General features: G+C 49.3%; 18 protein-coding genes and 2 tRNA genes. 17 read left to right on the top strand and 3 right to left on the bottom strand.

All coding sequences use genetic code 11. The features are described from left to right. Window positions 1-2 precede the first annotated feature (2 nt). Complete coding sequence (gene ligA, locus H9X84_RS00590) at window positions 3-1,949, top strand: NAD-dependent DNA ligase LigA (protein ID WP_205132374.1); 1,947 nt, start codon at window positions 3-5, stop codon at window positions 1,947-1,949. 199 nt (window positions 1,950-2,148) lie between these two features. Beyond that, entirely contained in the window at window positions 2,149-3,051 is a 903-nt protein-coding gene (locus H9X84_RS00585; RefSeq protein WP_205132373.1) for a LysR family transcriptional regulator, read from the top strand. Between the two features lie 71 nt (window positions 3,052-3,122). On the opposite strand, the gene H9X84_RS00580 is transcribed toward H9X84_RS00585, so the two are convergent. Then, the gene (locus H9X84_RS00580) at window positions 3,123-4,061 is read right to left on the bottom strand and encodes a P1 family peptidase (protein ID WP_205132372.1); all 939 of its coding nucleotides are present in this window, start codon (window positions 4,059-4,061) and stop codon (window positions 3,123-3,125) included. 130 nt (window positions 4,062-4,191) lie between these two features. Between H9X84_RS00580 and murA the strand changes: the two genes are divergently transcribed. The 5 genes from murA (at window position 4,192) to ftsZ (ending at window position 8,599) form a co-directional block, all read left to right on the top strand. Then, window positions 4,192-5,457 carry a UDP-N-acetylglucosamine 1-carboxyvinyltransferase gene (murA, locus tag H9X84_RS00575; protein ID WP_205132371.1) on the top strand — a complete coding sequence of 422 codons (1,266 nt, stop codon included), beginning with the start codon at window positions 4,192-4,194 and terminating at the stop codon, window positions 5,455-5,457. After that, complete coding sequence (locus tag H9X84_RS00570) at window positions 5,454-6,248, top strand: cell division protein FtsQ/DivIB (protein ID WP_205132370.1); 795 nt, start codon at window positions 5,454-5,456, stop codon at window positions 6,246-6,248. The genes murA and H9X84_RS00570 overlap by 4 nt, the downstream gene beginning before the upstream one ends. A gap of 12 nt (window positions 6,249-6,260) precedes the next feature. Continuing rightward, the gene (locus tag H9X84_RS00565; protein ID WP_205132369.1) at window positions 6,261-6,968 is read left to right on the top strand and encodes a DUF881 domain-containing protein; all 708 of its coding nucleotides are present in this window, start codon (window positions 6,261-6,263) and stop codon (window positions 6,966-6,968) included. Then, the gene (locus tag H9X84_RS00560; RefSeq protein ID WP_207750504.1) at window positions 6,965-7,342 is read left to right on the top strand and encodes a small basic family protein; all 378 of its coding nucleotides are present in this window, start codon (window positions 6,965-6,967) and stop codon (window positions 7,340-7,342) included. The genes H9X84_RS00565 and H9X84_RS00560 overlap by 4 nt, the downstream gene beginning before the upstream one ends. 111 nt (window positions 7,343-7,453) lie before the next feature. After that, window positions 7,454-8,599, top strand: coding sequence for a cell division protein FtsZ (gene ftsZ, locus H9X84_RS00555; protein ID WP_205132368.1), 1,146 nt, complete (start codon window positions 7,454-7,456; stop codon window positions 8,597-8,599). Between the two features lie 129 nt (window positions 8,600-8,728). On the opposite strand, the gene H9X84_RS00550 is transcribed toward ftsZ, so the two are convergent. Then, window positions 8,729-8,944 carry a hypothetical protein gene (locus H9X84_RS00550; RefSeq protein ID WP_205132367.1) on the bottom strand — a complete coding sequence of 72 codons (216 nt, stop codon included), beginning with the start codon at window positions 8,942-8,944 and terminating at the stop codon, window positions 8,729-8,731. Window positions 8,945-9,073: 129 nt separating this feature from the next. Here H9X84_RS00550 and H9X84_RS00545 point away from each other — a divergent pair, with 129 nt between their 5' ends. Further along, complete coding sequence (locus H9X84_RS00545) at window positions 9,074-9,235, top strand: DUF1540 domain-containing protein (RefSeq protein ID WP_205132366.1); 162 nt, start codon at window positions 9,074-9,076, stop codon at window positions 9,233-9,235. Window positions 9,236-9,462: 227 nt separating this feature from the next. On the opposite strand, the gene H9X84_RS00540 is transcribed toward H9X84_RS00545, so the two are convergent. Beyond that, window positions 9,463-11,052: a peptide chain release factor 3 gene (locus tag H9X84_RS00540; protein WP_205132365.1), complete on the bottom strand. Its 1,590-nt coding sequence runs from the start codon at window positions 11,050-11,052 to the stop codon at window positions 9,463-9,465. Window positions 11,053-11,289: 237 nt separating this feature from the next. Between H9X84_RS00540 and H9X84_RS00535 the strand changes: the two genes are divergently transcribed. The 9 genes from H9X84_RS00535 to rpsP all read left to right on the top strand — a co-directional run bounded on the left by H9X84_RS00535 (window position 11,290) and on the right by rpsP (window position 17,636). Continuing rightward, a complete protein-coding gene (locus tag H9X84_RS00535; RefSeq protein ID WP_022254595.1) occupies window positions 11,290-11,670 on the top strand; it encodes a RidA family protein in 381 nt (126 codons plus the stop codon). 113 nt (window positions 11,671-11,783) lie between these two features. Further along, window positions 11,784-11,857, top strand: a tRNA-Pro gene (locus tag H9X84_RS00530). Window positions 11,858-11,972: 115 nt separating this feature from the next. Beyond that, window positions 11,973-12,046: transfer RNA gene (locus H9X84_RS00525), tRNA-Pro, on the top strand. A 387-nt stretch (window positions 12,047-12,433) separates the two neighbouring features. After that, window positions 12,434-14,257 carry a glutamine--fructose-6-phosphate transaminase (isomerizing) gene (glmS, locus tag H9X84_RS00520; RefSeq protein ID WP_205132364.1) on the top strand — a complete coding sequence of 608 codons (1,824 nt, stop codon included), beginning with the start codon at window positions 12,434-12,436 and terminating at the stop codon, window positions 14,255-14,257. 67 nt (window positions 14,258-14,324) lie between these two features. Beyond that, window positions 14,325-14,936: an alpha-ribazole phosphatase gene (gene cobC, locus H9X84_RS00515; RefSeq protein ID WP_205132363.1), complete on the top strand. Its 612-nt coding sequence runs from the start codon at window positions 14,325-14,327 to the stop codon at window positions 14,934-14,936. After that, window positions 14,933-15,484 (top strand): hypothetical protein, encoded by a 552-nt coding sequence (locus tag H9X84_RS00510; RefSeq protein ID WP_205132362.1) that lies wholly within the window; start codon window positions 14,933-14,935, stop codon window positions 15,482-15,484. The genes cobC and H9X84_RS00510 overlap by 4 nt, the downstream gene beginning before the upstream one ends. Window positions 15,485-15,646: 162 nt before the next feature. Next, on the top strand, window positions 15,647-15,997 hold the full coding sequence (ylxM, locus tag H9X84_RS00505) for a YlxM family DNA-binding protein (protein ID WP_205132361.1): 351 nt from the start codon (window positions 15,647-15,649) through the stop codon (window positions 15,995-15,997). Between the two features lie 14 nt (window positions 15,998-16,011). Further along, window positions 16,012-17,352: a signal recognition particle protein gene (ffh, locus tag H9X84_RS00500; protein WP_205132360.1), complete on the top strand. Its 1,341-nt coding sequence runs from the start codon at window positions 16,012-16,014 to the stop codon at window positions 17,350-17,352. Between the two features lie 35 nt (window positions 17,353-17,387). Further along, complete coding sequence (gene rpsP / locus H9X84_RS00495; RefSeq protein ID WP_205132359.1) at window positions 17,388-17,636, top strand: 30S ribosomal protein S16; 249 nt, start codon at window positions 17,388-17,390, stop codon at window positions 17,634-17,636. Window positions 17,637-17,649: the final 13 nt, after the last annotated feature.

The raw sequence follows: 17,649 nt of genomic DNA, 5'->3' as shown, positions 1-17,649 counted from the left end.
CCATGGAACGGATGAAGGAACTGATCGGCCTTTTGAATCAGGCGTCAGAGGCCTATTACCAGCAGGACAGAGAGATCATGACAGACCACCAGTATGATGAATTGTATGACGAACTGGTGCGGCTGGAGAAGGAGACAGGCGTAGTCATGGCCGGCAGCCCCACCCAGCGGGTCGGCTATACGGTTCTCAGCAATCTGGTAAAGATCCGTCATGACAGCCCCATTTTGTCCTTGGATAAAACGAAAGAACCGGAAAAACTGGTGAGCTTTCTGGGGGACAAAACAGGTATCCTTTCCTGGAAACTGGACGGCTTGACCATTGTGCTGACTTATCAGGACGGCGTTTTGCAGCAGGCGGTCACCAGAGGAAACGGAGAGGTCGGCGAGGATGTGACCCATAATGCCAGAGTGTTTTCCAATCTGCCGGTACGGATTTCTTTTCCGGGAGAACTGGTACTGCGGGGAGAAGGCGTGATTTCCTATTCTGAGTTCCGCCGCATCAACGAAGAACTGGAGGAAGGGGAAGAATACAAAAATCCCCGAAATCTGTGCAGCGGTACAGTGCGCCAGCTCAACAGCGAAATCGCCGCAAAGCGGAAAGTACAGTTTTTTGCCTTTACGCTGGTGAGTGCCGAAGGAAAGGAATTGTCCGACAGCAAGGAGGAGAATCTGCGGTGGCTGGAATCCATGGGCTTTACAGCGGTGGAACGCCGTGTAGTGACGGGAGAGAACGTGCTGGAGGCACTGGAGTATTTCCGCAGTCATATTGAGCAGAACGATATTGCCTCCGATGGGCTGGTGCTGACCTTTGACAGTGTGGCTTACAGTCAGAGCTTAGGGCGGACCTCCAAATTCCCCAAGGATTCTATTGCCTTTAAATGGGCCGATGAAATGGCGGAGACCACTCTGCGGGAAATCGAATGGAATACTTCCCGGACAGGGCTCATGAACCCTATCGCTGTTTTCGATCCGGTGGAGCTGGAAGGCTCTACGGTAAGTAGGGCCAGCGTCCATAATGTCAGCATACTGGAAGAACTGGCTTTGGGCATTGGCGATACCATCAAGGTCTATAAGGCCAATATGATTATTCCGCAGATCGCGGAAAACCTGACCCGTTCCGCAACGGCGGAGATCCCGTCCCACTGTTTCGTCTGCGGCGGGGAAACGGAGGTGCGCAGTCTGCGGGACGGCAAGGCACTGTACTGCACCAATCCCAGCTGTCAGGCCCAGAGACTGCGGATGCTGAGTCATTTCGTTTCCAGAGACGCCATGAATCTGGAGGGGCTTTCGGAGGAAACCCTGAAAAAATTCATGGAGCGGGGCTTTGTAAAGCAGTATCCTGATCTTTTCCGTTTGGAGCAGTATCAGGATGAAATACAGGAATTGGAGGGCTTTGGAGAAAAGTCCTATAATAACTTGATGGCTTCTGTGGAAAAGGCAAAGGATGTAGAACTGGCCAATTTCATTTATGCGCTGGGCATCAACCATGTGGGTCTGCGCAACGCCAAGCTTCTCTGCAAGGCCTTTGACAATGATCTGGAAAAGATCAAGGCGGCGAATACAGAGGAACTGACAGCGGTGGAAGGCTTTGGGGAGGTTATTGCCCATAGTGTGTATGCCTACTTCCGGGATGAGGAACATCTGGCGTTTCTGGCGGAGGTTTTGCCCTATTTGAGATGGAAGGAACAGGAGGCGCCAGCGGAGGCGTCGCTTTCCGGCATGACTTTCGTAGTGACGGGAGATCTGCGCCATTTTGAGAACCGAAAGGTGCTGACGGCACGGATTGAGGCCATGGGCGGCAAGGTTACCGGCAGTGTGACGAAAAAAACCAGCTTTTTGATTAACAATGATGTGGACTCGTCTTCTTCCAAAAATAAGAAGGCCAAGGAACTGGGCATTCCAATTCTGGATGAAGAGGAATTCCTTCGCAAGTTCCAGATTGAGGTATAATACTATGCGCTCTTTCCTAAAAGGAAGGGGCGTATTTTTTATATGAGAAAGAGGATTCGATGTTTTGCATTATAATATACTGCCTCTATGCAAAAAATTTCTTTAAAATAGCATTTTTCCCTATTTTTATGATTTTTTTCGTGGATTTTTCTGTGTTCTTTGGTATAATATAAATATAGAAAGGCGGAGGAAAAGCAACATGAATCTGAATCAGTTGTATTATTTCAAAACACTGGCGGAATTGGAGCATTACACAAAAGCGGCGGAAAAGCTGAATATTTCCCAGCCGACTCTGAGCCATTCCATTGCGGCCATGGAGAAGGAGCTGGGCGCGTTTCTTTTTGAGAAACAGGGCAGGAATGTGGTTTTGACCAAATACGGCAGGATTTATATGTTTTATGTGGAAAACGCGCTGACACAGCTGGAGCTGGGCAAAAACCAGATTGAGCGGCTGGTGGCGGAAGGCGGCGGTCATGTGGGACTGGCCTATATGACTTCTGTGGGGACCAATTTTGTGCCGGAGATCATCGCGGGATTTCTGGATGATCCCCAGAACAAAAATATTTCCTTTTCCTGCTATGAGGGGAATACCAAAACACTGCTCTATAATCTGAAACGGGAAAAATATGACCTGATTTTCTGCTCAATGGTGGAAAATGAAAGCGATGTGGAGTTTATTCCAGTGTATGAACAGGGATTGGTGGTGATTGTGCCGGAGAATCATCCTTTGGCGGAAAAGGAAAAAGTGGCGATACAGGATATCTGCCCTTATCCTCTGATCTGCTATACAAAGGAAAGCGGGATGCGCCGGATCATTGACGATCTTTTCGTCAAGGCGCAGATTATGCCCAATATCCTTTGTCAGTTCGAGGACGTCAATTCCATGGCAGGGCTGGTGGCGGCCAATCAGGGTATTGCCATTATTACGGACAACCCTTCCATACAGAATTACCGGGTAAAGAAACTGGAGTTTGACACACCTTATTCCAAGAGAATGGTATATATGGCTTATGTACTGAATCGGTATCTGCCGCCCGCGGTAGAAAAGTTTAAAGAATACATCATCCAGCGTACCAAAGACCGGAAGGGACTGGATACGTAAGACAGAAAAGAAAAAAACAGCACGGGTTTTCCCAGAAGAGGGAAGATCCGTGCTGTTCTGTTTGTCCGGTTTCAGAATTTTTCATTCTGGGCGGCTTTTACTGCCCGCAGGACGGCCTGTTCTGTGACCCGTGCTGCCAGAATACCGACCACATCTACGGGAGCGGCATCCAGTTCAACTTCTCCCGTGGAAAGGCAGAAAAGGGTATCACCGTCCAATGTGGTATGGATCGGGCGGATGCACCGGGCCAGGCCATCGTGAGCCATACCGGCTACTTTTTGTGCCTGCGCCTTGGTGAGCTTTACATTGGTGGCAATCACGCCGATGGTGGTGTTTTGTCCGGCGGCGAAGGAGAGTTTAGAGGCCATTTGCAGTACACCTTCTTCTGTGTTGACAAAATTTCCATTCTCATCCTTGGTACCGGCGATGATGGTTCCGTTTTCCAGGACATCCCCAAAGGCGTTGACGGCAATGAGAGCGGCAACGCAGATGCCGTTTTCCGTGCGCTCCGACCAGGAGCCGATGCCGCTGTTGCAGCAGTGGTCCATGCCATTAAGTTTGCCAACGGTAGCACCGCAGCCGGCACCAAAACTGCCTTCTTTTAAAATAGAATCACTGGCAGCGGCACAGGCGTCTATGCCCATCTGCCGATCGGGACGGCAGAAAGCGTCTCCGTTGGCCAGATCGAAGAGTACCGCGCCGGGAACGATAGGGACCTTTGTGCAGCCCACATCAAAGCCGATGCCCTGCTGTTCCAGATATTCCATGATACCGCCGGCTGCGTCCAGACCAAAGGCGGAACCGCCTGCCAGCATAACGGCGTGGACACGTTCCATGGCGTTAAGAGGCTGGAGCAGATCTGTTTCTCTGGTGCCGGGGGCGGCGCCTCTGACATCTACGCCGCAGACGGCGCCCTGTTCTGCCAGAACCACGGTTACGCCGGTTCTTCCTTCTTTATTTTCCGCCTGACCCACTTTCAGGCCCTTGATATCCAGAATATTTCTTTTCATGAGCTTTCCTCCTGTATCTGTCCATATTTATTTCCATCTTACCTGTTTTGCCGGAAAAAGTAAACATGGAAAAGCACCAAAGAGACTGTCCCTGTTTATTATGGGTTATATGAATGTGCGAGGTGGGACTATGGGGTATTACGTAGTGGAGGGCGGCAGAAAGATCGGCGGAGAGTTTCAGGTCCATGGCAGCAAAAACGCGGTGCTGCCGCTGCTGGCGGCCAGTATTCTGGCGGAGGATGAGGTAGTACTGGAAAACTGCCCCCTGATCGCGGATCTGTTTGTGTCTTTGGATATTCTGCGTTCCCTGGGCTGCACGGTAAAACTGGACGGAAGGACCGTCATCATAGACAGCCGAAGGCTGGATGGGACCGAAGTAGGGGAAGAGATGGTGTCCAAAATGCGTTCCTCGGTTTTGTATCTGGGAGCACTGCTGGGTCGGAAAAAGGAAGCCAAACTGGGACACCCCGGCGGATGCGCCATTGGCAGACGGCCCATTGATCTGCATTTGAAGGCCTTTGAAAAAATGGGTGTGGTGATTACAGAGGAAAACGAGATTTTCTGCTGCAAAGCGCCGCTGCTGCTGGGCTACCATATTTATCTGGAATATCCCAGTGTAGGAGCCACAGAGAATATCCTGCTGCTGGCGGTAAAGGCGGAAGGGACTACCGTGATCCATAATGCTGCCAGAGAGCCGGAGATCGTTTGTCTGGCACGGTTTCTGCGGGCCTGCGGCGCGGAGATCTATGGAGAGGGAACACCGACCATTATGGTGGAAGGCGTCAGAAGACTTCATGGGGCCTATTTTACGGTGCCCTTTGATCGGATTGAGGCAGGTACCTTTTTATGCGCTACGGCGGCTACCGGCGGAGAAATTCGCCTTTTGGGGGCGGAACGGCAGCAGATGGAAGGAACGCTGGAGGTGCTAGAGCAGATGGGCTGTGGTCTGCGCTATGGACAGGATAGTGTGTTTTTGCAGGCACCCAAGCGCCTGCTTTCAGATTTTACCCTGACAACAGGCCCTTATCCTGCCTTCCCCACGGATATGCAGCCCATGGTCATGAGTCTATTGACATTGGCAAGGGGAACTTGTATGATTAGTGAAACGGTGTTTGAGGCCCGTTTTCAGCATGCTGACGCTTTGTGCCGCATGGGTGCGAATATTCAGAAGCAGGGAAGAAACGCCGTTGTTTTTGGTGTGGAACGGCTCCATGGCGCTGTTGTGACCGGTTCTGATCTTCGGGGCGGGGCGGCGCTGTTGATCGCCGCTCTGGCGGCGGAAGGGGAAAGCCGGATCTATGGCTCGTCCTATGTGGAACGGGGCTATGAAAAAATAGAGGAGGCCCTGACCTGTTTGGGAGGCAGGGTACGCCTGAAAAAAGGATGGAACGAATGAGAAAAAAGAATACGAAAAAGCAAATAACGGATATCGACCTGATGGAGGAACTGGAGTATTATCATCCGCAGAAGAAACGCAGACAGATTCCTCAGAAATACCTGATCGCGGCGATTTTGGTCATCATCGCGGGTGCGGCTTTTCTGCTTTCGCCTTTTTTTGCCATCAAGGAGATCCGGCTGGAAAATTCCGCGCAGTTTACGGCTTCAGAGCTGGCAGAGCGGATCAGCCTTTCCGTAGGCGATAATATTCTTTTCTTTCCACGGGGAAAGGCAGAGCGCACCCTGGAGGAAGAACCGTATATTCAAGAGGCCAGACTGATTCGGGAATTGCCGGATACCATGGTCATTTCATTGGCGGAACGCAAGGTAAGAGCGTATGTGCCCTATATGGGCTCTTACCTATACATAGATGAAGAAGGGCGGATACTGGATATTGAAAAAACCTATGTGCAGGGACTGCCCATTGTCAACGGCCTCCAGTTTTCTGAATTTCAGCTGGGGGAGATCATTTCTGTGGACAACCCTGATGCCCTCCATGTGATGCTGCAGATTTCACAGATTCTGCAAAAATACGAAATGACGGAAATGATTGTGGAACTGAATGTTTCCAATCCGGAGGATATTTACGCCCAGGTGAACCGGGTGACGGTGCATCTGGGGACACTGGACAATATGGACCAGAAGCTTCTGAGTCTGGCGGAGATCATGAAGACTATCCCGGAGGAGGACCGGGGGTCTCTGGATCTGAGTGATCCCAACAAGCGGATCATTTTCCAGTATCTGATTTAAGAGGTGGCATCCATGATGAAAAAACAGTATACAGCGGCTTTGACGGCCATCTGTGCCTGTCTGGGCATTATGATCGGATTGCAGTACAATACGGTAAAGGTTCAGTCAGGAACCACGGAAAACGCCAGAGTTTCGGAGCTTTCCGCTTCTTTGCGGCAGCTGGAGGAAGAAAATTCCGCTTTAGAGGCAAAGGTAAGAGAGCAGGAAACTGTCATAAAGGAATATGAGGAAGAAGGCATGACCACCACGGCGGTGGAAAGTCTGGAAAAGGAAAATGCGCTGCTGCGGGAATTTGCAGGATTGACGGAAATGACAGGAGAAGGCATTACCGTAACCATGCGGGACAGCAGTCTGAACGCCGGCGGTGACAGAAACGCCTATTTAGTCCATGCGGAGGATATTCTACAGGTAGTCAATGAGCTGAATGTGGCGGGTGCTAAGGCAGTCAGCGTCAATGGCCAGCGGGTAGTGGCCCAAAGCGGCATTACCTGTGCAGGAACAGTCATCACAGTCAACGGTGTGCGGCTGGCGGCGCCTTTTGAGATCCGTGCGCTGGGAGACAGCACGGTGCTGGAGTCGGCACTGCGCTTTCCGGATGGGATTGTAGATGATCTTTCACTTTGGGGCATTGAAATCACCATCAAAGCGGGAACGGATATTACAGTGCCTGCCTATAAACAAACGGTGCTTTGGCAGACGGAAGGAGAGGATGCTTCATGATACTTCCTTTTATTGGTTTGATTCTGGGGATTGTCCTTGGTGTTGCCAGCGGCATTGTTCTGCCTTATGGCTATTCTGTTTATGCAGCTATGGGCATATTGGCCTGTCTGGATTCCGTGCTGGGCGGCGCACGTTCCCTTTGGGAGGAAAAATTTCATCTGTTGATTTTTGTGACCGGCTTTTTTGGCAACTGTCTGATCGCAATGGGGCTGGTTTGGCTGGGCAACCGGCTGGGCATAGATTTTTCCATTGCGGCAATTCTGGTGTTTGGCACAAGGATCTTTCAGAATTTTAGCCAAATCAGAAGATTATGGTTGAATAAAAACAAAAAAGAGGATATGATAGGTAAGGAACAAAAAACAGAAGTCGAATGAAAGATCAAAAATACGAAAAAAAATATGAATAATTAGGATTTTCTATGGCAATTCATTTTTTTTTCATGTATAATACGGTTATATTATGGATTTTGGTAGGAGGGGATTTTTTTGCTCGAATTTGATATCCCAATGAGCAATATGGCGCAGATAAAAGTAATCGGTGTAGGCGGCGGCGGAAACAATGCTGTGGACCGTATGATTGATGATGGTTTGGACGGTGTGGATTTTATTTCCATCAACACAGATGGACAGGCTCTGGCAAAGTCCAAATCCGATACAAAGATTCAGATTGGTGAGAAACTGACAAAAGGCCTTGGTGCCGGTGGCAATCCTGAGATCGGCGAAAGATCCGTAGACGAGACACAGGATGAGATTGCGCAGGCGCTGAGAGGTTCCGATATGGTATTCATTACTGCCGGCATGGGCGGTGGTACCGGTACCGGCGCAGCACCTAAAATTGCGGCGATTTCCAAGGAATTGGGCATCCTGACCGTAGGCGTTGTTACAAAGCCTTTTAATTTTGAAGGCAAAAAGAGAATGAGCAACGCGGAAAAAGGAATTGCGGAATTGAAGAAAAACGTGGATACACTGGTCATTATCCCTAACCAGAGACTGCTGAGCATCATTGACAAAAAGACGACTTTGACAGAAGCCTTCAAAAAAGCCGATGAAATCCTCAGACAGGGCGTACAGGGCATTGCGGATCTGATTTCCAAGCCCGGCGTTATCAATCTGGACTTTGCGGACGTTCGTACCGTTATGGCGGATAAAGGCGTGGCGCATATGGGCATTGGCCGTGCTTCCGGCGAAAACAAAGCGGAAATCGCGGCAAAAATGGCGATCCAGAGCCCTCTGCTGGAAACAACCATCGAAGGCGCAAAGAGCGTACTGATCAATTTCAGCGGCGACATGAACCTGGGTCTGATGGAAACAGAGGAAGCTGCGGATCTGATCAGAGAATCTATCGATCCCGAAGCAGAAATCATCTTTGGTACCACTATCAACGAAGATCTGCAGGATGAGGTTGTTGTTACCGTTATCGCTACCGGTCTGGAAGATGATATTCCGGCTGTTCCTGAAATGCCCAGACGCACTATGGTACAGAAGGAAGCAGAAAAAACCGCTGTTTCTGAGGAAGCACCCGCGGAAGAGGAAAGCACAGAGGAAAGCCGTCCCGCAAGAAGATTTGCGGAACTGGATGATTTTGAATCTGAAATCAAAATTCCCGATTTCCTTACAAGAAAGAAATTCTAAAAAAGTACATAGAAATTACAAGGTGTGTGAAACCCCACGCCTTGTTTCTATGTAAAAAAACAAAAACAGGGTCCTCCTTGACACTAGGGGGACCCTGTTTTGATGGTAATTTCATGGGATACTGTCTTTTCAGCCGGTAATCATAGAGTCGATCATGCTGCTGATTTTATCCCGGCTGATTTTTTCCAGAATGGCTTTTTTGACGAATTCATCTTTGCTGTATCCGTATTCGGTGATATATTCCGTAAACAGAGCCATAGTTTCCGCGTCCAATGTGACTGAGAGTTTTTTGCCGGCGGCGGTTTTTTTCGTTCCGCTCTGTTTTGTTGTCTTTTTTTCTGCCATAATTATGACACATCCTTTCAAAATTGATTTTATCATATTTTTTTATTGGAAAAAAGAAATCCGCCTCATGTTTTTTTAAAAACAGGACATACTAATTCCGCAAGACAGAAAACAGAGGAGGAATTGAAAATGGAAAAATGTAATGAATGTATCAAATGTACTGTGGACAACTGCAAACACCACCACAACACAAAGAACTACTGCACATTGGCATCCATTGAGGTGGGCACACACGAAGCAAACCCCACACAGGACCAGTGTACAGACTGTCTGTCCTTTATGAAGAGATAAGACAGATCTCCTTTTGAACGGTCGGAAGGAACGGAAACAGGCCGCAGCGGGAAATCAATTCCTGCCGCGGCCTGTTTTTTTGAACGCTGAGAATATATGGGACGGAATTCCATTGGAGTTGCATAAAAAATCGTCGGACTCCCTGCGGCAACAAGGATTCCGACGATTTTGTCTGAAAGGAAGTTTATTTCTTAAAAGGAACCTGCGGGGTGTTCTTTGCCTGATATTCAGCCCTGATATTCCGTATCGTCTACGTCCAGCGCCTCTACCAGCTTTACTTCAGGATATTTCTGCATAAAGTTGTTCAGAGTATACTGGTTGGCGAAAAGCAGCAAAGGCCGCTCAAAATGGTCGTACACCAGTGTGCTTCTGGCTACCAGATATTCCTTGACATCCTTGGGGGAGCCGGGCGCTACCCAGCGGGCTACACTATAATCCAGTGGCTCCATACGCACCTCGGAATTGTATTCGTTGGTCAGACGGTATTCAAATACCTCAAACTGCAGCTGACCAACGGCACCCAGAATGACATCGTTAAATTCGTTATGGTAGACCTGAATAGCACCTTCCTGCGCCAGCTGCTGTACGCCCTTCTGGAACTGCTTCGCCTTCAGGGAGTTGATGGGGTGTACCCGCATGAACAGTTCAGGAGGGAAGGTGGGCAGAGGCTCGAAGAAGAGCTTTTCCTTCCGGTCTGTCAGGGTATCGCCGATCTGATAGTTGCCGCTGTCGTAAATACCGATAATATCACCGGCAATGGCAGTTTCTACGGTTTCTCTTTCGTTTGCCATCAGGTGCGTGGACTGGCTCAGCTTCATCTGTTTTCCGGTACGGGAAAGAGTGACATTCATACCACGGGTAAAGGTGCCGGAGCAGATGCGGAAGAAGGCCAGACGGTCTCTGTGGGCCGGGTTCATGTTCGCCTGAATCTTGAAAATAAAGCCGCTGAAAAATTCATCGGTGGGCTTTACTTCCCCCGTGGTGGTCTTTCTGGGACCGGGAGCGGGGGACCATTCCAGGAAGTGTTTCAGGAAAGGGGTTACGCCGAAGTCCGCCAGAGCGGAACCAAAGAATACAGGAGACAGCTTGCCGTCCTTGATGGCCTGGAGGTCAAAGGGATTGCCCGCGCCGTCCAGCAATTCCATTTCGCCTCTGAGGATATCCAGATTGGCGTCGGAAATCACGCCTTCCAGCGTATCTCCGAATACGCCGTTGGCGCCCAGTTCGATGACGCCGTCTTTCTGTTTATAGAGATAAACTTTGTTTTCCAGACGATCATAAATGCCCTCAAAGGTCAGGCCGTTGCCGATGGGCCAGGTAACGGCGGTGGAGGGCAGACCCAGCGCGTCCTCCAGATCAGCCATACAGTCCAGGGGATCTTTGGACTGACGGTCCAGTTTATTGATAAAGGTAAAAATGGGAATCTGACGCATACTGCAAACCTTGAACAGCTTTACGGTCTGCGCCTCGACACCTTTTGCCGCGTCAATGACCATGACAGCGCTGTCTACGGAGGTCAGGATGCGGTAAGTATCCTCGCCGAAGTCGTTATGGCCGGGGGTATCCATAATGGATACGACCTTTCCTTCATACTCAAACTGCATGACGGAGGAGGTAACGGAAATACCTCTTTGTTTCTCGATCTCCATCCAGTCACTTTTAGCGAATTTGGCGTTTCTTCTTGCTTTAACGGTACCGGCTTCCCGGATGGCGCCGCCGTGGAGCAGCAGTTTTTCCGTCAGCGTGGTTTTGCCGGCGTCAGGGTGGGAGATAATGCCAAAAATGCGGCGCTTTTGAATGGCTTCCAGATTGCTCATGTTCATTTTCCTTTCTTTCTCTTAGAAATCTATTTGAAGTTGTTGATATTTCTGCACATAACATTTCTATTTTAACCGAAAGCAGACAAAAATGGAATAAAAAAATTAAGAAATTCATGCAGAAAGTAAAAAATCATGTATCCGTCAAAAATACATTGACTGGGGTTTGTCTTTGGACTACAATAAAAAAAGAACAGATTATGTTTATTTTATTTGAAAAAACGGAGGTAATGGATCATGTTCAAAGTAACAAGCACAGACAAAGCACCCGCAGCAATCGGCCCTTATTCTCAGGCAATCGAAGTAAACGGTTTCCTGTTTGCTTCCGGTCAGGTACCCATCAACCCTGAAGTAGGCGACGTTGTTGCAGAAGGCATCGTTGACCAGACAGAACAGGTTATGAAAAACATTGGCGCGATTCTGGAAGTAAACGGCCTGACATATACAGACGTTGTAAAGACAACATGCTTCCTGGCTGATATGGGCGACTTCGCTACATTCAATGAAGTATACGCTAAATATTTCACAGGTAAGCCCGCTCGTTCCTGCGTAGCAGTAAAAACACTGCCTAAGAACGTTCTGTGTGAAGTAGAAATCCTGGCTGTAACAAAGAAATAATTTCTGAAAACGGCTGAAAATAGGGCAGATATCTACCTGCCCTATTTTTTTTCGAAAAAATGTGAAATAGATGTTGACAAATAAAAAAAGTCGGTGTATACTGAACTAGCTGTCGAGGCGTGGCTCAGCTTGGTAGAGCGCTACATTAGGGATGTAGAGGTCGCAAGTTCAAATCTTGTCGCCTCGATGCAGGACCGGAAACTTTATGTTTCCGGTCTCTTTTTCTCAAAATAGGCTTACGAGAAAAAAATAAAAAAACATGTTGACAAATGGAAAAAAACAGTGTATACTGAACTAGCTGTCGAGGCGTGGCTCAGCTTGGTAGAGCGCTACATTAGGGATGTAGAGGTCGCAAGTTCAAATCTTGTCGCCTCGATGGAAAAATGCTAAGAACTTTGGGACACAAGGTTTTTAGCATTTTTTATTTTTCGTGGTTTTTCTGAGAAAAGCGTGAAAATATCGGTTTTTTCTTTACCCCAGAAAAAAGCTATGGTATACTGGCAGAAACGGGGAATTGCCTGTTTTTGCCGCCTTCTGCACAGAGTCGTGATAAGAAGGGAGGAAGGGATCATATAATATTTTGTAACAGAAGCGCCAGAACCGTGGTGCAGACACGGTTGACGAGGTGGAAGTGATCGAAGGTTTCGGCGGATGCTTCCCGCCCTTTGGCACAGGGACGCAGGCCTTTCACAAATCGCAGGAGAGATCCGGCGGACAAAAGGAAGGTAACGTGCCAATAAAGAAAAAATGGAGGAAAATAACCATGTGTGGTATTGTTGGATATATTGGAAAAGCGCAGGCGGCGCCCATCCTGATTAAGGGGCTGAGCAAGCTGGAGTACAGAGGCTATGACTCTGCCGGTATTGCCGTTTTCGGCGATCAGGTGCAGGTGGTAAAAGCCAAGGGCCGTCTGGCGGAATTGGACGAAAAAGTAAAGAATATGGGCGGCGTGAAAGGCTGCATGGGGATTGGCCATACCAGATGGGCAACCCACGGCGCGCCCAGCGATAAAAACGCCCACCCTCACACCAGCATGAATGGCAGAATCTCTGTGGTACACAATGGCATCATTGAGAACTACATTCAGCTGAAAAGCGAACTGGAAAAGCAGGGCTATGTATTTGTTTCCGAAACAGACACAGAAGTCATTGCTCAGCTGTTTGACTCCCTGTATAACGGGGATCTGGTGGATACCCTCATCCGTGTGATCGGCAAGGTGAGAGGATCTTACGCGCTGGGGATTGTGTGCAGTGAAAAGCCCGATGAATTCGTTGCGGTCAGAAAAGACAGCCCTCTGCTGGTAGGCATCAGCGAGGATGGAAACTATATCGCTTCCGATATTCCCGCTGTGCTGGAATATACAAAGGATTATTACCTGCTTAATGATAACGAAATCGTTGTCATGAAAAAAGACGGCGTGACGATTCTGGATCTGGATAAAAACGAGATCAAAAAAGATATTTATCATGTGGACTGGGATATTTCCGCGGCGGAAAAAGGCGGCTATGATTACTTTATGATGAAAGAAATCATGGAACAGCCCAAAGCGCTGAAAGCGACCATCAGCCCCAGACTGGACAATGGCCAGATTGTTCTGGATCAGCTGAAATATACCGATGAGGATATCAAAAATATCAACCGTATCCATATCGTTGCCTGCGGCTCCGCGTGGCACGCCGGCATTGTTGGAAAATATGTCATTGAGGATCTGGCGCGCATCCCCGTAGAGGTGGATCTGGCGTCGGAATTCCGGTACAGAAATCCTATTCTGAATAAAAATGACGTCTGCATCATCATCAGCCAGTCCGGCGAAACAGCGGACACACTGGCGGCCCTGAGAGAAGCCAAACGGCAGGGCATCCGTATCCTGTCCATTGTCAATGTAGTAGGCAGTTCCATTGCCAGAGACAGTGATGATGTGCTGTATACCTGGGCCGGCCCGGAAATCGCCGTAGCTACGACAAAAGGCTACTCCACCCAGGTGGCGCTGATGTATCTGATCGCGCTGAAATTTGGTCAGGTGAGAGGCTGTGTTTCCGCGGAAGAGGCGGCGAAGCTGGTGGCGGAGCTGGAATCCGTTCCCGAAAAGATCGAGCAGCTTTTTGCGTTGGACGGCAAAATGAAGGAACTGGCGGAAGGCCATGCCAATGCCAAGGATGTATTTATTATCGGCCGGGGCATCGACTACGCGGTGGCTTTGGAATGTTCCCTGAAACTGAAGGAGATTTCCTATATCCACAGTGAGGCCTATGCCGCAGGGGAACTGAAGCATGGCACCATTTCCCTGATTGAAGAAGGGACACTGGTAGTGGCCATTGCCACACAGGATACTCTTTATGAGAAACTGGTGAGCAACGTGAAGGAAGTAAAGGCCAGAGGCGCCAATGTGCTGGCCATTGCCAAGGAAGGCAATACGGAAATCGCCGAAGTGGCGGACGAGGTGATCTACATTCCTGCCATTGATGACAGATTTACAGCTTCTCTGGATGTGATTCCCATGCAGCTGTTTGCGTACTATGTTGCGGTGGCAAGAGGATGCGATGTGGATAAACCCAGAAATCTGGCAAAATCCGTAACAGTAGAATAATTTGAAACACAGAAGGCAGATGACAAAGGCGGTTTTGACATCTGCCTTTGTTGCAGGAGGTGTTTTTTTGAAACTATATCTGGTGCGGCACGGACAGACGGATATGAACAAAAACAATATGTTCTACGGCTGGACCGATGCGGATATTAACGAAACAGGTCTGCGGCAGGCGGAGGAACTGAAGGAGTTTTTCCGGGATGTGCCGTTGGACGCCATATACAGCAGCGATCTGCGCAGAGCAGCCCATACGGCGGAAATTATCGCTTCCGGCAAGGGGATGCAGGTGCATTATGAAAAAGCCTTCCGGGAACTGTATTACGGGGACTGGGAAAACCGTCCGGCGGCGGAGATTAAGGAAAAGTACGGCCAAGAGCTGCGGGGCTGGATCAAGGACTGGAAAACAAGGACCATGCCCAACGGAGAGGCTTTTCCCGCTTTTTACCAGAGGATTGCCGACGGTGTGGAGAAGCTCATTGCGGTAAATAAAGGGAAGAATATCCTGCTGGTTTCTCATAATGGAGCGTTGAGCGCGCTACTCTGCCATTTGACAGAGGCGGGCATGGACGGCTTCTGGCGGTTTGACTCCAAACAGGGCCATTACAGCGCCGTGCTGGCTACGGAAAAATGGCGCACCATCGACTGCCTGAACCATCCTTTGTGCAAAGAGGAGCCAAAATGAGGGCGGAATATTGGAACGCGGAGACCTTCTCCGAAAAGGAATGGGCGGAGCGAAAGCCGGGAGCCTATGGCGGAAAGCGGTGGCTGACCTTTCTGCCTACCTGTGAGGAGGATGGCTATGCCGCTTTGGCCAGAGAACGGGGATTTTTCCTGATTTTTTCCGGGCTGGAACCAAAGGCGGATTTTTTCCCGGTGCCGGCTTTGGCGGTATTTGCCAGAGATAGGTGGGGCGGGTTTTTCGCCTGCGGGACGGAAAAGGAATTTTATAAGGAAAAAATCTATTACATTACGCCCGCTTTGGCATGTTATTTCGTGGCGGAGGAGTTTCGCTCTCTGGTGCGGATGATGATTTTTGAACCGGATTGGCGCAAAAAAGCCGGGATGGAGACAGAAGTGTCCGGGGATTCTTTGGCGGAAATGGATAGACTGGGAGAACTTTTTGGTCTGACGAAGCCGGAAGAGCCTTTGGCGGAAAATATCCGGCGGGCGGAAGGAATCACTGTATTTGAAAATCTGGAAGCGGCAAAAAAACAGTATGTCATCCTTTAAAGTACGACGAAAAAGAACGGCAAATGCCTGGTTTTCCGGGAAAAATCATGGTTTTGAAAAAAATACGTTTTGTAAAGGAAAAATACTTGACAGCCGCGTGTTTTTCCGATAAAATAACACAGGTGGTTGTAAAGTGATTTTGCTTTACAGGAGGAAAAGACCATGGATGAAATCTTGCATCTGACGCTGCTCTACGATTTTTATGGCGAGCTGCTGACGGAAAAACAGAAACAGGTTTTCGAACTGCATTATCAGGATGACCTTTCCCTGACGGAGATCGGCGAGGAACTGTCGGTCAGCAGGCAGGCAGTGCGGGATCAGCTGAAACGGACGGAGAAGATCCTGCTGGACTATGAACAGAAGCTAGGACTGGTATCCCGGTTTCAGGCCCAGAAAAAAGACGTCCGCCAGATGCTGGAGATTATGGAAGAAATGGAAACGGAAGGTCTTTCCGACACACAGCTCCGCCAGACGGAGCGGATCAAAGAGATCGCTCAGGCGATCTTATCCTGAAAGGAGGGCGGTCAATGGCCTTTGAGAATCTTTCCGAAAAGCTGCAGGAAGTCTTTAAGCAGCTCAAAGGAAAAGGCAGGCTGACAGAAGCAGACGTAAAGGCGGCTATGCGGGAAGTTAAGATCGCGCTTCTGGAGGCAGATGTAAACTTTAAAATCGTAAAAAGCTTTATCAAGACCGTAACGGAACGGGCCATCGGCACAGAGGTGCTGGAAGGACTGAATCCGGGACAGCAGGTCATTAAAATCGTAAATGAGGAACTGATTGCGCTCATGGGTACCACCCAGAGCAGACTGACCTTCGCCAATCGGCCGCCCACCGTTTATATGATGGTAGGGCTGCAGGGCGCAGGTAAGACCACCAGCAGCGGCAAGTTGGCGGGCCAGCTGCGGAAGCAGGGCAGAAATCCCCTGCTGGTAGCCTGTGACGTATACCGTCCGGCGGCTATCAAACAGTTGCAGGTCGTAGGGAAAAACTACAATATTCCCGTCTTTGAAATGGGCGATCAGCTCAGTCCCGTGGAAATCTCCAAGAAAGCCCTGGAATACGCGGCGGAGAACCGGAACGATGTCATCCTCATCGATACGGCGGGGCGGCTGCACATCAACGAAGAGCTGATGCAGGAGCTGCAGGACATCAAGGCGGCGGTAAAGCCCCAGGAGATCCTTCTGGTGGTAGACGCTATGACTGGTCAGGACGCTGTGACCGTAGCGGAAAGCTTTGACAGCCAGTTAGGGGTGGACGGCATCATCCTGACAAAGCTGGACGGCGACGCCAGAGGCGGCGCGGCCCTCTCTGTCAGAAGTGTGACCAACAAACCCATTAAATATATCGGTATGGGCGAGAAAATGGAGGATCTGGAACCATTTTATCCCGACCGTATGGCTTCCAGAATACTGGGGATGGGCGATGTGCTCTCCTTGATCGACAAGGTGCAGCAGAACATCGACGAGAAGGAAGCTCTGGAGATGCAGAAAAAAATGGTCTCCAATGAATTTACGCTGGAGGATTTTCTCTCCCAGATGCAGCAGATCAAGAAAATGGGTCCTTTGAAGGACCTGATGGGGATGTTGCCCGGTATGGGAAAATTCAATCTGGACGAAGCCCTCAAAGGGGTGGACCCGGCCAAGGAAATGGCTCGTACAGAGGCTATCATCCAGTCCATGACGAAGGAGGAGCGAAGAAATCCTTCCATCCTCAATGGACCCAGAAAGAAACGCATCGCCAATGGTAGCGGCAGAAGCATTGCCGAGGTCAATCGTCTGCTGAAGCAGTTTGAGGAAATGAAAAAAATGATGAAGCAGATGAACAATATGCAGAAAGGCAAGAAGGGAAAACTTCCTTTTTTCCGATAAAAAATGAAACATTTATTTCAGGGAGGTGAAACACAATGGCAGTAAGAATCAGACTGAAAAGACTGGGTGCAAAGAAGGCTCCTTTCTATAGAATCGTTGTAGCAGACTCCAGAACATCCAGAAATGGTAAATCCATCGATGAGATCGGCTACTACGATCCCACAAAGGAACCCGTTGTTCTGAAAGTTGACGCAGAAGCAGCAAACAAATGGCTGGCTACTGGCGCACAGCCTTCTGATACAGCAAAGGCTCTGCTGAAAAAAGCAGGCGTTATCGGCGAATAATAGGTAACGGGAG

It is taken from the genome of Anaerotignum lactatifermentans, assembly GCF_016902535.1.
GTDB classification, from domain to species: domain Bacteria; phylum Bacillota; class Clostridia; order Lachnospirales; family Anaerotignaceae; genus Anaerotignum; species Anaerotignum lactatifermentans_A.
This window is presented reverse-complemented; position numbering and strand designations above follow the sequence as displayed.